The organism is Schaalia turicensis ACS-279-V-Col4, from assembly GCF_000296505.1.
Taxonomy (GTDB): domain Bacteria; phylum Actinomycetota; class Actinomycetes; order Actinomycetales; family Actinomycetaceae; genus Pauljensenia; species Pauljensenia turicensis_A.
Genome location: NZ_JH815210.1, coordinates 111621 through 130158, shown reverse-complemented (window position 1 = coordinate 130158; position 18538 = coordinate 111621). Strand labels below are relative to the sequence as shown.

Here is an 18538-nt window from a genome sequence, read left to right as displayed (position 1 = left end):
AATCCCACCGAGCAACGCTTGGGGGATACTATCGACTTCAATATCCTCGAGCTACTAGAACAGGACGACAATGCGAGTTCTTTTTGCGGGATCATTTGATCCCATCACCATCGGCCACGCCGATATCATCACCCGCGCTGCCTCCTTCGCCGACGAACTGGTTGTTGCTGTGGGCGTAAACCCTAAGAAGAAATACATGTTCGATCAGGACAAGCGTGTCGACATGGTGAACGCTGTCGTGGCTCAACTGGGGAACGTGCGCACCGTGAAAATGGAAGGGACGCTGATCGACTGCGCGAAGTCGAACGATGTTTCTTTCATTGTTAAGGGCGTTCGTAGTCAAAGCGATGTTGATACCGAGCTTGCCCAGGCCGCGGTGAATCGTGACCTTGGAGGGGTGGAAACTCTGTTTATTCCCTCCCTCCCAGAGCTTTCGCTGGTGTCCTCATCGATGGTTCGTGAGCTTGTCCACCTGGGATTAAGCGTTTCTCGGTATGTTCCGAACGAAATTGAGCCGTTCGTAGCGCAAAATAGAGCAAAGAAAGGTCACTGAGACCGCTTCAACGATCTGGAGGACACAATGTCGGATCCCGTAACGCCTGAACCCAGCGAAAACGAGACGTGGGATGAGAACACGGTTTACGGACCGTCGACCGTCATTGCTGCTCTCGATCAGATTGAGGCCCTCGTCGAAGATGCCCGCGCTGTTCCGCTTTCGGCAATGATCATGCTGAACCGCGCGGAGATCCTGGATCTTCTGGACCAAGCACGTGAAGCGTTGCCGGAAGATCTGGTTGCTGCCGACGCTGTTGTTGCTGATGCCGATGCCGTTTTAGGGCGCGCAGACACCGCTGCCGAAACGACTATTGCTGAAGCTAATTCTCGTGCTCAGTCAACTCTGGACGAAGCCGAAGAAAAGGCGAAGCACATCGTCGATTCTGCGAACGAACAGGCTGAACGCACGGTTGCTCGTGCGAACGAAGAAGCTGAGGCTTCCGTGAATCAGGCTCGCTCTGAAGCTGAAGCGATCCTGGTCGATGCTAACGAGCAAGCGAAGCGTCTGGTTTCCAGCGAGAACATTACTCGTATGGCCGAAGATCGTGGTCGTGAGATTGTTGGTCAGGCTCGTCAGCAGGAAGAAGAACTGCGTCTGGGCGCTGACGACTATGTTGCGAAGTCGCTGGCTGAGCTGTCGGGTATGTTGGCGGATCTGCAGCGTCGCACCGAGGCCGGTCGTCGTGCCATCGCAGAGCGCCAGGGCATCGACGTGACTGACATTGACCTCGACAATGAGTGACTCTCCTCTTGTCATCTCGTTGGTGACACTGTCGCGTCAGATTGGTTCTTTCCGCCACGAGGATCTGCATTGGGTTGCGCCCGATGATTTGGGGACTCCGTCAATGGGGGTTGAGCCGGGCACTCCTTTAGATTTTGGGGTTGATCTGACCAGCGTTGATGATGGCGTATTGGTTCGCTTGACCACCAGTGTTGACCTAGTGGGCGACTGCGTGCGCTGTCTGGATCCGGTCAGTGTTCACCATGATATTGATACGTCGGATGTCTTCTTTGAAACGGCTCCCGTGGCTACAGATGAGGACGACGAAGCCGATGACGTTCGCTTGATTGGTCAGCGTGACACGATCGATCTGGAGCCGATGATTCGCGATTCGATCGTGACGCTGGTGGATGATCGTCCACTGTGTCGGCCTGATTGTGGAGGCTTGTGTGACGTGTGTGGGCAGAAGTGGGATGAGCTCCCTGAAGATCATGAGCACTTCCAGGTGGATCCGCGTTTGGCTTCTCTTGCTTGTCTTTTGGATCAGGCCAAAGACAACTAGGACTACTATCGGTGCCCAAGCACGCTAGGGCGGCTCCTCACCGCACAATTGTACGAACAGAAGTTGAAGACGGACGTATGTCGCATAAGAAGAAACTCCCAGTTCCCGCCAATACGGACTACGACCAGCTCATGGAACGTTGGGGATCGAGTGTCGATCCTGACCTTCTGCTACTTGCCCTGACTCACCGTTCATATGCGAACGAAGCCGGGGGGTTGCCGAATAATGAACGCCTCGAGTTCTTAGGGGACGCGGTTCTGTCAGTAACGACCGCGGATCGTTTGTTCCACGACTACCCGGATGTCACGGAGTCGTCTTTGTCGCAGATGCGCGCTTCAACGGTTTCGCAAACTCCGCTGGCGCAGGCTGCTCGTCGTATTGGGCTTGGGGATTTTATTTTCCTCGGTAGGGGAGAGGCCGCTTCTGGTGGCAGTGACAAGGATTCGATCCTTTCCGACACATTCGAGGCGCTGATCGGGGCGACGTATCTGACGCACGGTATGGAGCACACGCGAGCCGTTGTGCTGGCCAATCTTGAGTTCCTTTTGAGCCAGGCCGAGGTACGAGGCTCTCATCATGACTGGAAAACCTTGCTTGTCGAATATGCGAAGGCGCATAACCTTGGTGAAATTCGCTATGAGGTTGAAGGTTCGGGCCCGGATCATAACCGTTCTTTCACTGCGACCGTCTTCGCGTCGAATGTTGAAGAACCTTTGGCTGTTGCCAGCGCATCGTCGAAGAAGCACTCCGAGAGCGCGGTTGCGCAACAGGCTATGGAGCTTCTTTACTCTCGCCTTGGTGACTAAGAAGCGACCAAAGGACGAAGAATCATCGCAATTTAACCGGTTCTTTGCGGCGTCTTGCCCGACCGTTTGATATAGGACCTAGGGCTTGTCTAGGATATGACTGTGACTGAAAACCCCAAGAATGCCAAGACTACTCGCGTCATGATCATCGATGATCATGAGATCGTTCGACGCGGTATTGCTGAGATTATTGATCGCGATGATGCCCTTGAGGTCGTTGCTGAAGCAGGTAGCGTCGCTGACGCCGTGCGTCGCGCAGATCTGGTTCGCCCAGACGTTGTTCTGGTTGACCTTCAGCTTCCCGATGGTACGGGTATCGATATTCTGAAGCAGCTTGCGGTTTCGCATCCGGAGATCCTGCCGATCGTGCTTACCTCGTTCGACGATGATGAGGCTTTGGCTGAATCTCTTGAAGCTGGTGCGCACGCTTACGTGTTGAAGACCGTGCGCGGTGCAGAAATCACGGACGTGATTAAGGCTGTTGCTGCTGGTCGTATTCTGCTGGACGAGCGCACGATCACGCGTCGTCGCGCTGATCATGATGATCCGACTGCTGACCTGACTCCGTCAGAGCGCAAGGTTTTGGAACTGATTGGTGATGGTCTGTCGAACCGCGAGATCGGTGAGAAGCTGGGCGTTGCAGAAAAGACCGTGAAGAACCACATCACGTCGCTTCTGTCGAAGATGGGCTTGCAACGTCGCACTCAGGTGGCAGCGTGGGTCGCTGGCCAGCGTGCGGCCGCGTGGAGGAACTAAAGCTTCGTTCTTTCTTACTGGTTACGAGGCCGGGGCGCAGTTCGTACGAACTGCGCCCCGGACCTGCATGAAGGTGGAACTTAGGCTAGCGGAGCGCGGAAGGTGATCCTGGCGCCGAGGCCTCCGATTCCGATTCCCTGTTCGAAGTTTCCACCACGGATTCGGGCGCGCTCGGACATGTTGGACAGGCCAGAGTTTCTGGTGTGGTTCGGGTCGATGCCTCGTCCGTCGTCGGCGATTGAAACGGTGACGTGCCCGTTTTCTCCCGTTCCCATGATGTCAACGGTCACCGAGCCCGCGGTGGCATGTGCATGGCGTGCGATATTGGATAGGCCTTCGCGCACGATGGCGACAATGTCATCTCCCAAGTCGGGGTCGATGCGATTGTCGATGGTTTCGATCATCAGCTGTTCGTCGTCTGCGACTTCGTTAATCGCGTGACCATCCAATGTGATCAACAGGGACGGGGCAAAACCAAGGAAGGAACGTGTCAGTGATGCTTCGCGTCGAATACGTTCCACCAGTGCCACTGATTTGTCGGGTTCACGTAGGTTGTGGACGATTGCTCGGATTTGGCGCACAGCCTCGTCGATGGAGGCCAGAGCACGGTCCAGTGTGGCAGTGATGGCCTCAGGATTCGGGTGTCCGCTTTCTACTTCCACCTTGGCGGCATCCAGTTGCATGCCGGTGGCGAACAGCTGTTGGATCGCGAAATCGTGCAGGTCGCGTCCGATACGATCTCGCTCGTCGAGCAGTGTGGCCACGTCTTCAGCGTGCTTGGCGGAGGCGAGCTCCAGTGCCAAGGCAGCTTGAGATGCGAGTGATTCAGCCAAAGACAATTCGGATAGATCAAATTCTGGCTGTCCGATGCGACGAAGCAGGATCAGAATGCCAGCGGAGTTACCTCGCGAACGGAGGGGCGCGTAGAGCGCCGGTCCGAAGGCCGCAAGCTGAGGAAGACGCATGGTTTGTGCCCGCGCCATGGAGTCGACGATCATGCCCGTTCCTTCGTGGAGCACGCTCATCGCGCGACCCTCGGGCGGGAAGACAACGCCGAGAAGAGTATCAGCCAGGTAGCCGTCAATGATTTCGGCAGCCCAGGTGTCACCAACGGAAGGCAGAACGATGATTGCCGTATCTGCACGTGAAACCTCTCGCACGGTCTGTGCGATCAGTTCAAGGGCTTCTTCTTCGTCGGTGCCTTCAAGCATCGTGGTTGTCAGCTGCTGGGAAGCGGAAATCCAGCGTTCCGTTCGACGCGAGTCCGCGTACAGGTGAGCGTTTTCCACTGCGACGCCCGCAGCGGGAGCAAGCATTGACAAAACATCGGCGTCAGAGGCTGTGAATCCGCCGTTCTTATCGGTCAGGAAGAGACGTCCATACACCTGCTCGTTGATCAGCACGGATACGCCCAGGAAACTGGTGATTGATGCCGGAGGAATGTCCTCGCATTCGCTCATGTCGTTGATCAGTAGGTGACCGGTAGCGGGGATCTGGCTGATCAGTTCTTCTGGCATTGAAGGCGAATGTGGCAGTGCTTCGCTGGTGTGTTCGATCAGCTGGGATGCTTCGCCCCATGTGTCAAGGACGATCAGGGCGCCGTATGGTGCGTGGGTGAGCTTGCATGCTTGGTCGACGAAGCTGGTCAGGGCCTTGCGCAGGTCGAGTGTGCTGGTGAGGTCAAGGGCGGCCTTCACCAGGGCATGTTCTGAACCCCATGGCATTAGTTTTCCTCTTCCTGGCCGACGGCCCAACGGTAGGCCTGAGATGTTTCAAGAAGGTCGGCGTGTGTGCCTCGTGCAATCAATTCTGCTTGGATTCCTTCGCCGCCTGATCGTCCGAAGAACAGGATCTCGTCGGCGTTTTCGAGGGCGCTCAGGCGATGCGAGATGAGCAGGATGCCGCGCGTCGGATCCGAGAGTAGGTCGGAAATGAGCGCGTCAGCTGTCGACGCATCCAAGTGCTCGCCGGCCTCGTCAAGGAGTAGCAGGGGAGCGGGTGAAGCGAGGCCTCGTGCGATGAGCAGACGTCGACGTTCACCGCCGGACACTGTCGTGCCATCTGAACCGATCATGGTGTGGATCCCATCGGGCAGTGCTGCAAGCCAGCTGGCCAATCCAACGCGTTCAAGTAGAGCGATTGCACTGTCTTCGCTGAGCTCACCGTTGGCGACTCGCAGGTTTTCTAAGACGGATGCGGCGAAGATATGCGCGTCTTCGGTCGTGACATTGACGATCTTGGTGAGTTGTACGCGGTCGGCTTCCCACGCGTCCACGCCGTTCACCTGCGCAGATCCAGCCTTCGGCGGAATCATGCCAGACAAAGTCAGCGCGAGCGTCGTCTTACCGATACCCGACTCGCCCACGATCGCGATGGACTTGCCCGGGTGCAATTCCAGATCGATCGAATCGACGAGGCTGGGGCCGCTTGGCCATCCGATCGTCAGGTTCGTGGCGGTAAGTGACGGAACGTCAGTGTGCGGAACGGGGTGGGTAGCGACTTTGATGGATTCGCCGAGCATCTCGTCAATACGGACTGCCGCGGTCGCTGACTTGACCAGTTGAACGCCTGCAGGGGCTAGTTCAGCGGTTCCTTCAAACGAGGACAGGGGAGTGAGAACAAGGACTGCGAGAAGCAGGCCGGTAATCATGCCACCTGTTGTTTGAGGAATGCCGATCAGCAGTGCGGCAACAACGGCTGCTCCCATTGCTGCTCGGTCAATCCCGGAAGCGAGAGCAGCCATCCGCGCACTACGGTGTGAGGCTTCAACGAGCTTTTCTTCGGTCTCATCAATCGATGCTCTAAACGCCTCAAGTTCGCCGGACACCTGGAGTTCAGAGGTTCCCTCCATGACGGTCAGGATCTGCGTCGACAGGTCGGTGCGTGCGCGAAGCGTATCAATTTGAGCGATTCGTGCAGCGCGCATCGACAGTAAGGGGGCTCCGACACCCGATACTAAAAGACAGAGCGCAACCAGTAGCGCAGCGGGAACGGAAATGAGTCCAAGACCAATGACCGTACAGATTCCAACGATTACTGCCACGCAGGTGGGGAGCAGGGTCTTGACAACCAGATCGCCCAAATCATCCACGTCTGCGCCCGTACGAGCAAGCAGATCACCGCGCTTCATCGCGGTCAAGCGGTCGATGGGATTGTGTGCGAGGTGCTGATAGAGGTTCTGGCGCAGGGCGTCCATGCCACGCAAAGCAACGCGGTGGCTGGCCAAACGGCCCGCGTATCTCAGGAGTGCGCGCGATACGCCGAATGTGCGTACGCCAACGGCAGCGACGGTCAGGAACAAAACCGGTGGGTGCTCTGATGCCCTAGCGATCAGCCAGGCAGCAGTCGCACCAAGGGCAATAGCAGCACCAAGAGCACCGGAGGCAAGCAGAACAGAGAAGACGAATGCTTTGATATCGACCTCGATGAGGGGGAAGACTCGTTTCAGAGCACGCTTTTCTTCGCGAGTAATGAACAGCATCAGTTCACCGCCTTTCCGGGTCGGTATCGGTCGCACTGACCGTCAAGATTCCTGGCAGATCAACATCGACGCTGGTCTGTGCCCAGTCATTGACCCCAAGTTGCGGATACTCTTCGATGTCTTGGATGGTAGCGGGTGCACTTTCAATCAAGATGACCAGATCGGCAATCGTCTTTAGCGCCTGACGGTGTGCGATAACCAGAACCGTTTTCCCCTGTGCTTTAAGAGCTCGAATAGCCCGCGTGATCTCTTCTTCGCTGACAGCATCAAGATGCGCTGTCGGCTCGTCGAGGATCACCAGCGGTGAATCATTCACCAGTGCGCGCGTCAGTGCAAGACGTTGACGCTGTCCAACTGACAAGCCAATGCCACCCACGCCAACCTTTGAATCCCAACCATCGGGCATCGCTTCAACAATGGTGTGGAAACCTGTTGCCTGCGCGGATTCGACGAGGCTGCTTGTCACGGTTTTCAGCGCCATATTTTCAAGGATCGTGCCGGGAAGGATCGTCGGAGCCTGAGGAACCCACGTGATTTGCGTCCACCATGAGTGTGCATCGCAGTCGCTGACGTCGCAGGGTGGTGTAGCCCCGTCAAGAGGAGCAAGGACAACGCGCCCCTTTGTCGGAGTCAGCAGGTTCAGAATCGTCAGAACAGTTGTTGACTTACCGGCCCCTGACGCACCTTCAAGAACGGTCAACTGTCCCGGCTGAATCGAAGCTGAAAGATTGTGAGGAGCCCAAGTACCGCGAGCCGCCACGCTCAGATTTTCCAGCTCAATCGTGCATGATGAAATTGGGGGAGCTTGGCGCAAAGAAACAGGTGAAGTGCTGTCCCCATCCGCCCCTGAACTGGGGAAAGAAGTTGAAGTGGTGAGCGTGGCCTCGTTACTGGGGGAAGAAACGAGGGGTGAAACGATACGCGAAGCCTGCGGGCGCTCGGTCTCGATGATCTCGAAGGCGCTTTGTGCGGCGGTCACACCGTTCGCGGAAGCGTGGAATTGCGCGCCAACCTGACGAAGCGGTTCGAAGACTTCGGGGGCCAACATGATGACGGCGAGGCCGGTAAAGAGGGTGACGTTGCCGGCGACAAGGCGCATACCGACCTCGACGGCAACAAGAGCAACCGACAGGGTGGAAAGGAATTCAAGGGCTGCACCCGACAGGAACGCGACGCGCAGGGTTGCCATTGTGGTGCGCGTGTTTTCTTTGCCCAGGGCTTCAAGGTGTCCGCGAGGTCCATTCTCGCGCCCCAGACTGCGCAGGGTAGGCAAGCCCGCCATGAGGTCAAGAAGCTGCGAGCCCAGACGCTCCATCGCGACGAGCTTCGCCTTCGACGAATCCTGAGTAAAACGACCGATCAACGCCATGAAAATTGGAATCAACGGAATGACGAAGAGCGCGATGACGCCCGACCATGCGTCCAAATAGAGCATGACAGCCAAAGCCAAAGGAGTTGCCGTCATCGTCAGGACAAGCTGAGGAAGGAACTTTACGAAGTACGGGCCCAGATCATCTAAGCCACGCGTCAAAAGCGTTGTCGTGTCGGCGCCGTGAACTGCGCGCCAGCGGGGACCGAGTTCTTCGGTCGCACGCAAAACCTCGCAGCGAAGATCTCGGATGGCACTGTCTGCAGCGCGCTGACCGAGCGAATCGCGCACCCCAACAAGCAACCCGCGAATAATGATCACGATCACCAGCGCAACAATGAAACCTGCAACGTCACCAAGACGAGCGTTGCCGGTGATCACAGGGGAGAGCGCTGCCGAGATCAGTAGGGACTGAGTGATGACGACGATAGCAATCAGCGTGCCGATGAGCCCCGTAATAATGATGGGCATTCGTGCAGAACGCGCGTATTTCAAAAGCCGTGGATCGAAAGGTCGCATTGAACTATTTTGCCGTAATTTCTAGGGGAAGCGGTAACTGAAAAACAGTGCGGACACGGCTGGAACGCGGGGTGAATCGAGGTGCGAAAGACCGGTATCCAGATGGTGGTGAATGTGGCACTGCAATCGTGGTGAAACACAACGGTGGCCCGGCACTGATGCACCGGGCCACCGAAGTGTTTTAAAGATCAGCCAGCAAGGAAGTTCTCACCAAGACGGATCTTGGAGGGAATCAAGCCAGGGTTCTGATCGACGTCGCCAACCGACACGCGCTTGCGGAAAGCCCAGTAGGACCATGCCGTGTAGATCAGGACGATCGGCGTGAAGATCAGAGCAACGATAGACATGACAACCAGGGTTGCCGGTGAGGACGATGCTTGGTCGATCAAAAGCGAGTACGCCGGATCGATCGAGGACTTCATGACGGCCGGAGCCATCGCCGAGAAGACCCAGGTGACGGTCGAAGCGATTGCGACAGCCATCAGGATGAAGGACAGGCCTTCGCGACGCAGTGCCTTCTGGCTGAATGCGGTCGAAGCAATGATCGCGAGTGCTGCGACGAGCAAGGGGATCCATGCCAGGACGTTAGCCGAGTAAGCGAACTGACCCCAGATCAGGAAGATTGCGGCAACGACGGTTGCTGCGATCGACAGGGGAGCTGCTAGGCCGTTTGCGCGCTCACGCACATCGCCTTCGGTCTTGAGCGCCAGGAACTGTGCACCGACTGCCGTGCAGACGGCCAGGATTGCGACACCACCGAGGATGGTGAACGGGGTGAGCAGTGAGAAGAAGCCACCGGTCAGCTGGTGCGTTGCGGTTGCAAGCGACTGAGTGACCATATCGGGTGTGACAACAGCGCCGGTCATCTCATCGACGACCTCGATCTTCATGCCCTGAACGAGGTTTGCGAATGCAACACCGAACAGAACGGGAACCAGGACAGCGGTCACGGTGTGGATGGTGTCCCACGTGCTACGCCACTTTGCCGTTGCGATCTTTGCGCGCCACTCAAGAGCGGAGATGCGCAGGATCAGGCAGAAGAGGATGAGGAACAGAGCAAGGTACATGCCCGAGAACATCGTGGCGTACCACTCTGGGAATGCTGCAAAGGTGGCGCCACCGGCGGTGAGCAGCCAGACCTCGTTGCCGTCCCAGTGGGGGCCAATGGTGCGCAACATCTGCGTGCGTTCTTCGTCGTTCTTGCCGATAACTTTCAGCAGGATGCCAACGCCGAAGTCAAAGCCTTCGAGGAACAGGTAGCCGGTCCAAAGAACGGCGATGAGGATGAACCAGAGGATTGAAAGTGTCATTGCAGTTTCGCCGCCTCTCAGTATCCGAAGGACAGGTCGCCGGCGGGAGCGTCGGTTTCTGTCTTCTTAGCGGTGTGGATGCCCTCGCGCACGTAGCGACGCATGAGCAGGAACCAGATAACGCCCAGCAGAGCGTAGAGCAGCGTGAAGCCGATCATGGTTGCAAGAACCTGTCCGGCGGGAACTGCCGTTGAAATACCGGTGTCGGTCATCAGCATGACGGAACCGACCGGATCGCCGTTCGAAAGACCTGCGATGTTCGGGACGACAACCCACGGCTGACGACCGATTTCGGTGAAGATCCAACCGAAGGATGCTGCCAGGAACGGCAGAGTCAGGTTGATCAGTGCCATCGTCGACAGTGACTTCGAACCGGGGACGTTGCCCTTGCGGGTAGCCCAGAGGCCCCAGAGTGCGAAGAGCAGGGAGAGTATGCCAAGGCCGATCATGAGGCGGAACGACCAGAAGGTTGCCATCTGCGGGGGAACGAAGTTGTACTGAGCTGCATCGCCGTACTTGGCGGTGAAGTCAGCGTTCGAGTTCAGCAGTTCGACCATGCGCGCCTGCTCGTCAGCGACACCTGCGGAGGTTGCGCTGAAGTCATTGTGCGACATGAAGGAAGCAACGCCGGGGACCTCAATGAACTTGGTGGGTGCTTCGCCGGAGGAATCCAGTGGGCAGGAACCGAACTGGGCGACGGTGAAGGCAGCGCCATCGGTGTCGACGCAGATGCCTTCGGCGACTGCCATCTTCATCGGCTGAAGCTTGACCAGTTCCTGGCCCTGGAAGTGGCCGGTGCCCATGACGCCGAGAGCGCCGACAAGCATGGCGATCAGGCCGAAGCGTGCAACGGGATGCCAGACGTTCTTTGCCTGGCTGGTTGCTTCTTCGCTTCCTTCGCGCTGTGCGCGAACCATCCACCAGATGGAGATGCCGGCAACTAAAGAGCCTGCGGCAAGCCATGCGGTGGTGATGACGTGGGTGTATTCCCAGATGAGCGCCGGGTTTGTGAGGAGCTTGAAGAAGCTCATGGAACCGTCGAGGACTGCGCGTCCAGCTTCGGGGTCGTACTTTGCGCCGACCGGGTGCTGCATCCAGGAGTTTGCGCCGAGGATCCATGCGGCTGAAACGGCGGTGCCGATGGCGACCAGCCAGATTGTAGCCAGGTGCATGCCCTTCTTCAGACGACCGAAACCGAAGATCCAGAGGCCCAGGAAGGTGGATTCCATGAAGAATGCAAGGAGTGCTTCGACTGCGAGCGGTGCACCGAAGATGTCACCGACGTAGCGGGAGTATTCTGACCAGTTCATACCGAACTGGAATTCCTGGACGATACCGGTGGAAACGCCCAGTGCGAAAGAGATGATTAGGAGCTTGCCGAAGAAGCGGGTGGCGTGGAGCCATTCCTGCTTTCCGGTCTTGTGCCAGAACGTCTGCATAAGTGCGACAAGGAGTGCCAGTCCGATGTTCAGTGGAACCAGCACGAAGTGGTAGACGGTAGTGATACCGAACTGCCACCTGCCGAGCATGACAGAGTCGAGCGCTGCCTGCGCGAGGGTCATTGTGCTCGCCTTCCCTCAAATAGTTCGTTGATGGATGGTGCGCGTAGTGACTTTGGGCCCAACAAGCGGGACTATCGTCACGTGCTTACCTGTCAATTTAGCCCATGATTGTTCTCTTTTGAGTTGATTTTTGTGAAAAAGGCCGTTATCTGACAGACCCGATACTTTCGTCATTATTTGGGCTGTTTTTTGGCTCGAAAGTCCCGTCTTGCCAGTTTTCAGATGGTGCTTCGGCAATGTTCAAGTGGGTATTTAGCTCACAGTTGGTTTTATAAATTTACGAGGACGAGACGCGTCGTATATATGCGCCGTATATAACTGTGCCCCTTTAAACGGCTCGGGTAAAAATGTGGCAAACTTGAGTGTGTATCGGACATTGCGGACACACCTTCGCAATGAGATAAACGTCGAAGACGCCTCATGCGCCGACGTTTCGACCGCGATTAGCGGTAACCGTCAGGATTTCCGCCCCTAGAGGGCGAGGCCGAGGGCTGGCCCGGTGTGGGACCGTGCCCTCACAAATGGAGAATTGTGACCACTGAGAATGCCTCTTCGGCACCTTCAGCGCCTGCAGCGTCATTGCTGTTCCAGCAGCCTGCGTTCCAGGCTCCCGTTTTTCACGCACCTGTCGAGCAACCCGCCCCGGCTCGTTCGTCGCGCTCGCAGTCTCGTTCAAACGACGAGGCCCCTGCGGAAACCCCCACGCGTGAAAAGCGTTCTCGTAAGACTCGTAAGACCGCAAAGGCTGATGCCGATACCGGTGAAGCCCAGGTTGAAGAGGCAACTGATTCTGCAGAAGCCTCTCAAGCTCCTGATACGAAACGCGCGCGTCGTCGTACCAAGTCGAATGACACGGTTCAGACAGATGCGGACAAAGGTGAAGAGGCCCAGGCGGAAGACGCTGCATCGTCGGATGCTACGCAGTTAGAAGACGATGGGGAAGAGACCTCAACGCGCCGTCGTCGCCGTCGTCGCACACGTTCCACCGCATCCGACGATGGTGACGTTAACGACCAGGTGAAGGCTCTCAAGGGGTCGACTCGTCTGGAAGCGAAGAAGCAGCGTCGCAAGGAAGGCCGTCGTGAAGGTCGCCGTCGCCACGGTATTACTGAGTCGGAGTTCCTGGCTCGTCGCGAGTCCGTGAATCGTCAGATGGTGATCCGAGATCATGATGGTCTGGATCAGATCGCGATCCTCGAAGATGATCTGCTGGTGGAGCACTACGTTGCTCGTCGCACCCAGAAGTCGATGGTCGGCAACATCTACCTCGGTCGCGTGCAGAATGTGTTGCCCTCGATGGAAGCCGCATTCGTTGATATTGGCCGTGGTCGTAACGCCGTCCTCTATGCCGGTGAAGTGAACTGGGATGCCGTTGGTCTTGAAGGCAAGCCGCGTCGCATCGAGTCTGCTCTGAAGTCGGGTGACCCGGTTTTGGTCCAAGTGACCAAGGATCCGATCGGCCATAAGGGCGCGCGTCTGACCAGTCAGATCACGCTGGCGGGACGTTACCTGGTGCTGATCCCGAACGGCTCCATGATGGGTATCTCGCGCAAGTTGCCCGATCGTGAGCGCACCCGTCTGAAGAAGATCTTGAAGCAGGTTGTTCCCACCGGTTCGGGCGTCATCGTACGTACCGCAGCTGAAGGTGCAACCGAAGAACAGATTCGTGACGATGTCGCACGCTTGAGCGCGCAGTGGGCGTCAATCGAAGAACAGCAGAAGAATACGAAGACCGCTCCGACGCTGTTGCGTGGCGAACCCGAGCTTGCTGTCCGCGTTGTCCGCGATATCTTCAACGAAGACTTCTCTAAGCTTGTGATTGAAGGAAATGAAACCTTCGAAACCGTCAAGTCTTACGTGGATGAACTTTCACCGGAACTGTCTGACCGCGTCGAAAAGTGGGTGGGCACCGATAACGTGTTTGCTGCTCACCGCATTGACGAGCAACTGTCGAAGGGTATGGACCGCAAGGTCTGGTTGCCGTCGGGTGGCACGCTCATCATTGACCGTACGGAAGCGATGACGGTCATTGATGTCAACACCGGTAAGTTCATTGGCGCCGGTGGCACGCTGGAAGAAACCGTGACGCACAACAACCTTGAGGCTGCCGAAGAGATCGTACGTCAGCTGCGTCTACGTGATATCGGTGGCATCATCATCGTCGACTTCGTTGACATGGTGCTCGAATCCAACCGCGATCTGGTTCTTCGCCGTCTGGTCGAGTGCTTGGGTCGTGATCGTACGCGTCACCAGGTCACAGAGATTACTTCTCTCGGTTTGGTGCAGATGACGCGTAAGCGCGTGGGTGAGGGCCTCGTCGAAGCTTTCTCAACCCCGTGCGAAGCGTGTGAAGGCCGTGGCTTCATCGTTCACGAGCATCCGGTTGAGCTCTCGGGCTCGCAGTACCACACGGGGTCTGCTCCGAAGTCGAATAAGCGCAAGAAGGCTGAGCGCATCGAAGACTCCGCCGAGCACGAAAAGGCCAAGCAGGCCCTGTCCGCTATCGCCGCCGCATCGCGCAAGTCTGATGAATCCGACGCGTCTGCCTCCGCTGATTCTCCGGTCAACGAGGCCGCCTCCGCGGGTGAGAAATCTGCTCCCGAATCAAAGGGTGCTAAGGGACGCAAGCGTGTGCACGAAAAGGCCGGTTCGACCGTCGCTGACTCTGCTTCACCTGCTGTTGAAACGGGCGAAAGTGAACAGGAACAGCCTGTGAAGAAGCGTCGTCCGCGTCGCGCAGTCCGCGTGTCGTCAGAAGAAACACTCTCCTCTTCGACTGAGGCTGAAAAGAGCGAATCGAAAGCTGATGCCACCGCTCAGGTCACACCGGTTGAGTCCGGTTCCGCGGGCCAGACAGACAATAAGTCTGAAAAGACTGCGCGGCCTCGTCACCGTCGTAGGGCAGTCTTGATGGATTCTGCCCAGCCGGATGTGAGCGAGCCCATAGCACATGCTACGCCGGCGAACGAGCCTGAAGCTCAGAAGGCAAGCGGGTCCAAGACTCGCGCGCGATCGGCGTCGGCTCACTTAGCACCGTCCGCATCTACGCCTCGAAAGACGCGCAGGCGTGTTGTCACCACACCAAGCGTTGAACCGGAAAAGACGGCTCCCGCTCTGGTGTTGGACTTGCCCGCTAGGGTAGAGGCTCGCGCAACAGTGATTGCCCCCACGATGACAACGGATGCGTTGGCTTTACCTGAAGCCTCCACGTCTAGCGCTTCCAAGCCGAAGCGTCGTCGTCGCGTCGCCACCCAAAGCGGCGACGAGACTGCCTGATTTATCTAAACTAGGGTGACTCGGCGTGTCGCCAAAAGCTGCAGGGTGTGGAATCGCACAGCGTAAAACCCCTGTTTTTGGCTCATCCAAGTTGCCCTCAGATAGGCAAATCAGCTAAATTTGATCGTCGGCGCGACCAGCGCCAGCGGGATAAATATTGAAACGCTGTTCAAGCGAATCCCGTTCCGTATATCTAGAAGAGATGAGCTACACGTGGTCTACGCGATCGTCAAGGCCGGCGGCCGTCAGGAGAAGGTCTCCGTCGGTGACGTCGTCGTCGTCGACAAGGTTTCCGAAGAAATCGGTTCCAGCATCGAGCTTCAGCCGCTGATGCTGGTTGATGGCGATGCCATCACCGTCGATGCTGCCAAGCTTGGCAAGGTCACCGTCAAAGCAGAAATTGTGGACGCAACTAAGGGTCCGAAGATTTCCATCATCAAGTACAAGAATAAGTCGGGCTACCGTAAGCGCCAGGGACACCGTCAGAAGCTGTCGGTTGTCAAGATCACTGAGATCGCCTGACCTGAGACCGATTCGAGCAGAAAGTAGTTTCTGATGGCACATAAGAAGGGCCTTGGTTCCTCCCGTAACGGCCGCGACTCGAACGCTCAGCGACTGGGCGTTAAGCGCTACGGCGGTCAGCTTGTGAACGCAGGCGAGATTATCGTTCGCCAGCGTGGCACTCACTTCCATCCGGGCGACGGCGTTGGTCGTGGCAAGGATGACACCCTCTTCGCCCTGCGTGCAGGCGCCGTTGAATTCGGTGTGAAGCGCGACCGTAAGGTTGTCAACGTCGTTGAGCCGGTCTCTGCCTGAGACCGATCGCTTGAAGGGGGCGTCCGGCACATGCCGGGCGCCCTTTTCACATAGCTTTGATGTGCAGAGGTTTGTGCACAGATCCTCGGATCGCTTTAAGGAGACGAAATGGCAGACTTCATTGATCGCGTGACAATCCATGCTGCTGGTGGCAATGGCGGTAACGGTGTTGCCTCGATTAAGCGTGAGAAGTTCAAGCCTCTCGCTGGCCCAGATGGCGGCGACGGCGGCAATGGCGGTTCCGTCATCCTCGAAGTTGATCCGCAGGTGACGACGCTCCTGACGTATCACCGTGGTCCACACCAGAAGGCGAGTAACGGTACGCCCGGCATGGGTGACTTCCGTCAGGGTAAGAACGGCGAAGACATTATTCTTCCCGTTCCCGACGGCACGGTTGTGAAGTCCCCGTCCGGTGAGTTGCTTGCTGACCTCACTGGTGCAGGCGAGCGTTTCATTGTTGCTGAAGGTGGCCGAGGTGGCCTAGGTAATGCTGCGCTTGCTTCGAAGGCACGTAAGGCTCCTGGCTTCGCTCTGCTGGGGGAGCCCGGCGAAGAACGCGATGTTGTGCTTGAACTGAAGTCGGTCGCAGACGTTGCTTTGGTCGGTTTCCCGTCGGCTGGTAAGTCGTCGATTATCGCTGCGATGTCGTCTGCCCGCCCGAAGATTGCGGACTACCCGTTCACTACGCTGATCCCGAACCTTGGTGTTGTGCAGGCTGGCGATGAACGCTACACGATTGCTGACGTTCCCGGTCTGATTCCTGGCGCTTCTTCCGGTAAGGGCCTCGGCCTTGACTTCCTGCGTCACATTGAACGCTGTGGTGTGATTGTGCACGTGCTGGACACCGCCGCCTACGAATCCGAGCGTGAACCCCTGTCTGACCTGAAGACAATTGAAGCTGAACTGGCCGCCTATCAGGGCGATCTTGGCCAGATTGAAGGCTACGTTCCACTGATGGAACGCCCGCGTGTCATCGTCCTCAATAAGGTCGATGTGCCGGACGGTCGCGACTTGGCAGAGATTACGCGCCCCGAACTCGAGCAGTTCGGCTGGCCGATCCACGAGGTTTCTGCCGTCACGCACGAGGGCTTGAAGGAACTGTCCTTCACGCTGGCCGCCCTGGTGAAGAAGCACCGCGAATCCCTGCCTGAACGCGAAGCGCGGCCGGTTATTCGTCCGAAGGCTGTCGGGTCGCGTGACACCGTCACTGTTGGACGCGTCCAGATGGATGGTGAAGAGGTCTTCCAAGTTCGTGGTGATAAGCCTGAACGCTGGGTTCGCCAGACTGACTTTGCGAATGACGAGGCGATCGGCTACTTGGCTGACCGTCTTGCTGCCGCAGGCGTTGAAGACCAGTTGATGAAGGCCGGTGCCTTCGCCGGAGATACCGTCGTCATTGGTCCGCTGGATACCGGCATTGTCTTCGATTGGGAACCGACGCTTACCACCGGTCCGGAACTGCTGGGACAGCGTGGCACTGACGTGCGTATTAACCAGTCGGCTCGCCCGACGCGTAAGCAGAAGCGCGAGATCCACCATCAGGTGATGGACGCGAAGACTGCGGCGCGTGAAGAACTATGGACCGAACGCCAGAAGGGCGTGTGGACCGACCCACATAGCGAAAACTGAACCACTTATCCCTAAGGCAAGGACTCGAAGTGACTCCTTCGTGTGACGGCCGTATCAACGATGCGAACCGTATTGTCGTCAAAATTGGATCCTCGTCGCTGAGCCGCGATGATGGTGGCCTGGATCTGAACCGTATTGATTCCGTAGCGCGCTTGGTCGCGAAGTGGAAGACGCCGGGTAAAGAGATCATCATTGTCTCTTCCGGTGCGGTTGCAGCGGGTCTGGATCCGCTGGGCTTCAATTCGCGTCCGCGCGATCTGGCAAGCGTTCAGGCTGCTGCCGCGATGGGGCAGGGGCTCCTGGTTGCTCGCTGGACGGCAGCATTTCAGGCGCACCACCTTGATGTCGCTCAGTTGCTGCTCACCACTGAAGACGTCATGCGTCGCGAACACTACACGAACGTGCGTTCTGCGCTTGATCGCCTGCTCAGCTGTGGAGTTGTTCCGATTATTAACGAGAATGATGCGGTCACTACTCGCGAGCTTCGCTTTGGCGACAATGACCGTCTGGCCTCGTATGTGGCGCAGATGGTTGCAGCCGACGCGCTGATCCTGCTGACCGATGTTGATGGGCTGTATACCGCGCCTCCCAGCCATCCGGGTTCGCAGCTCATTCGCGAGGTTCATTCGACCGACGACCTACATGCTGTCTTGGTGACGGGCTCGGGATCAAAGGTGGGCACCGGAGGCATGGTGACGAAGGTTCAGGCTGCGACGATGGCTGCGACCTCCGGCATTGGGGTGGTCTTGACTAGCGCGGATGAACTGGGGACTGCACTGTCGGGGAGCGCGACGGGTACATGGTTCGCTCCTTCATCGGTTCGTCCGGCATCACGTCGCCTCTGGATTGCTCATGTTGCTCATTCTCGTGGCGAAATCATCGTCGACGAGGGGGCGGGTCGTGCAATCACCGCAGGCAAGAAGTCTTTGCTGGCTGCCGGCGTTGTTCGCATCATCGGACACTTTGATTTAGGCGATGTTGTAGATATTGCTGGCCCAGCTGGCCTGTTGGCGCGAGGCATCGTCTCCTACGACTCCGATGAGGTCGCACACATGGCGGGCTTGTCTGCTGAAGATCTGCGTCTTTCGGGTTGGGAGCATCCGCGCCCGATCGTGCATCGCGACGACTTGGCACCGCTGGTCTAGTACTGCTCAGCGCTCCAACCTGTGGGAAAAT

General features: G+C 57.5%; 15 protein-coding genes. 10 read left to right on the top strand and 5 right to left on the bottom strand.

Annotation, left to right across the window (positions count from 1 at the left end; translation table 11 throughout):
* Window positions 1–70: 70 nt before the first annotated feature.
* The 5 genes from coaD to HMPREF9241_RS07315 all read left to right on the top strand — a co-directional run bounded on the left by coaD (window position 71) and on the right by HMPREF9241_RS07315 (window position 3400).
* Entirely contained in the window at window positions 71–553 is a 483-nt protein-coding gene (coaD, locus tag HMPREF9241_RS07335) for a pantetheine-phosphate adenylyltransferase (RefSeq protein WP_006681654.1), read from the top strand.
* Window positions 554–580: 27 nt separating this feature from the next.
* Window positions 581–1297 carry a hypothetical protein gene (locus HMPREF9241_RS07330; RefSeq protein ID WP_006681653.1) on the top strand — a complete coding sequence of 239 codons (717 nt, stop codon included), beginning with the start codon at window positions 581–583 and terminating at the stop codon, window positions 1295–1297.
* A complete protein-coding gene (locus HMPREF9241_RS07325; RefSeq protein ID WP_006681652.1) occupies window positions 1290–1838 on the top strand; it encodes a YceD family protein in 549 nt (182 codons plus the stop codon). Before HMPREF9241_RS07330 ends, HMPREF9241_RS07325 begins: the two co-directional genes overlap by 8 nt.
* Window positions 1839–1915: 77 nt before the next feature.
* Window positions 1916–2644 carry a ribonuclease III gene (gene rnc, locus HMPREF9241_RS07320; RefSeq protein WP_040318679.1) on the top strand — a complete coding sequence of 243 codons (729 nt, stop codon included), beginning with the start codon at window positions 1916–1918 and terminating at the stop codon, window positions 2642–2644.
* Between the two features lie 141 nt (window positions 2645–2785).
* The gene (locus HMPREF9241_RS07315) at window positions 2786–3400 is read left to right on the top strand and encodes a response regulator (RefSeq protein WP_040318714.1); all 615 of its coding nucleotides are present in this window, start codon (window positions 2786–2788) and stop codon (window positions 3398–3400) included.
* Between the two features lie 80 nt (window positions 3401–3480).
* Here the strand turns inward: HMPREF9241_RS07315 and HMPREF9241_RS07310 are convergent, their stop codons facing one another.
* The 5 genes from HMPREF9241_RS07310 to HMPREF9241_RS07290 form a co-directional block, all read right to left on the bottom strand.
* On the bottom strand, window positions 3481–5124 hold the full coding sequence (locus tag HMPREF9241_RS07310; protein WP_006681649.1) for a sensor histidine kinase: 1644 nt from the start codon (window positions 5122–5124) through the stop codon (window positions 3481–3483).
* On the bottom strand, window positions 5124–6881 hold the full coding sequence (gene cydC, locus HMPREF9241_RS07305) for a thiol reductant ABC exporter subunit CydC (RefSeq protein ID WP_006681648.1): 1758 nt from the start codon (window positions 6879–6881) through the stop codon (window positions 5124–5126). Before cydC ends, HMPREF9241_RS07310 begins: the two co-directional genes overlap by 1 nt.
* A gap of 4 nt (window positions 6882–6885) precedes the next feature.
* On the bottom strand, window positions 6886–8721 hold the full coding sequence (gene cydD, locus HMPREF9241_RS07300; protein ID WP_006681647.1) for a thiol reductant ABC exporter subunit CydD: 1836 nt from the start codon (window positions 8719–8721) through the stop codon (window positions 6886–6888).
* 236 nt (window positions 8722–8957) lie between these two features.
* Window positions 8958–10079 carry a cytochrome d ubiquinol oxidase subunit II gene (gene cydB / locus HMPREF9241_RS07295; protein WP_006681646.1) on the bottom strand — a complete coding sequence of 374 codons (1122 nt, stop codon included), beginning with the start codon at window positions 10077–10079 and terminating at the stop codon, window positions 8958–8960.
* A gap of 17 nt (window positions 10080–10096) precedes the next feature.
* Complete coding sequence (locus HMPREF9241_RS07290; RefSeq protein WP_006681645.1) at window positions 10097–11641, bottom strand: cytochrome ubiquinol oxidase subunit I; 1545 nt, start codon at window positions 11639–11641, stop codon at window positions 10097–10099.
* Between the two features lie 531 nt (window positions 11642–12172).
* Between HMPREF9241_RS07290 and HMPREF9241_RS07285 the strand changes: the two genes are divergently transcribed.
* From HMPREF9241_RS07285 to proB, 5 genes are all read left to right on the top strand, one after another.
* Window positions 12173–14917: an Rne/Rng family ribonuclease gene (locus tag HMPREF9241_RS07285; protein ID WP_006681644.1), complete on the top strand. Its 2745-nt coding sequence runs from the start codon at window positions 12173–12175 to the stop codon at window positions 14915–14917.
* Between the two features lie 213 nt (window positions 14918–15130).
* Entirely contained in the window at window positions 15131–15439 is a 309-nt protein-coding gene (gene rplU / locus HMPREF9241_RS07280) for a 50S ribosomal protein L21 (protein WP_006681643.1), read from the top strand.
* A 33-nt stretch (window positions 15440–15472) separates the two neighbouring features.
* Window positions 15473–15733, top strand: a complete 261-nt coding sequence (gene rpmA / locus HMPREF9241_RS07275; protein ID WP_006681642.1) for a 50S ribosomal protein L27 — start codon at window positions 15473–15475, stop codon at window positions 15731–15733.
* A gap of 108 nt (window positions 15734–15841) precedes the next feature.
* The gene (obgE, locus tag HMPREF9241_RS07270) at window positions 15842–17362 is read left to right on the top strand and encodes a GTPase ObgE (RefSeq protein ID WP_006681641.1); all 1521 of its coding nucleotides are present in this window, start codon (window positions 15842–15844) and stop codon (window positions 17360–17362) included.
* Window positions 17363–17391: 29 nt separating this feature from the next.
* Window positions 17392–18507 (top strand): glutamate 5-kinase, encoded by a 1116-nt coding sequence (gene proB, locus HMPREF9241_RS07265; protein ID WP_006681640.1) that lies wholly within the window; start codon window positions 17392–17394, stop codon window positions 18505–18507.
* The last annotated feature ends 31 nt before the right edge of the window (window positions 18508–18538 follow it).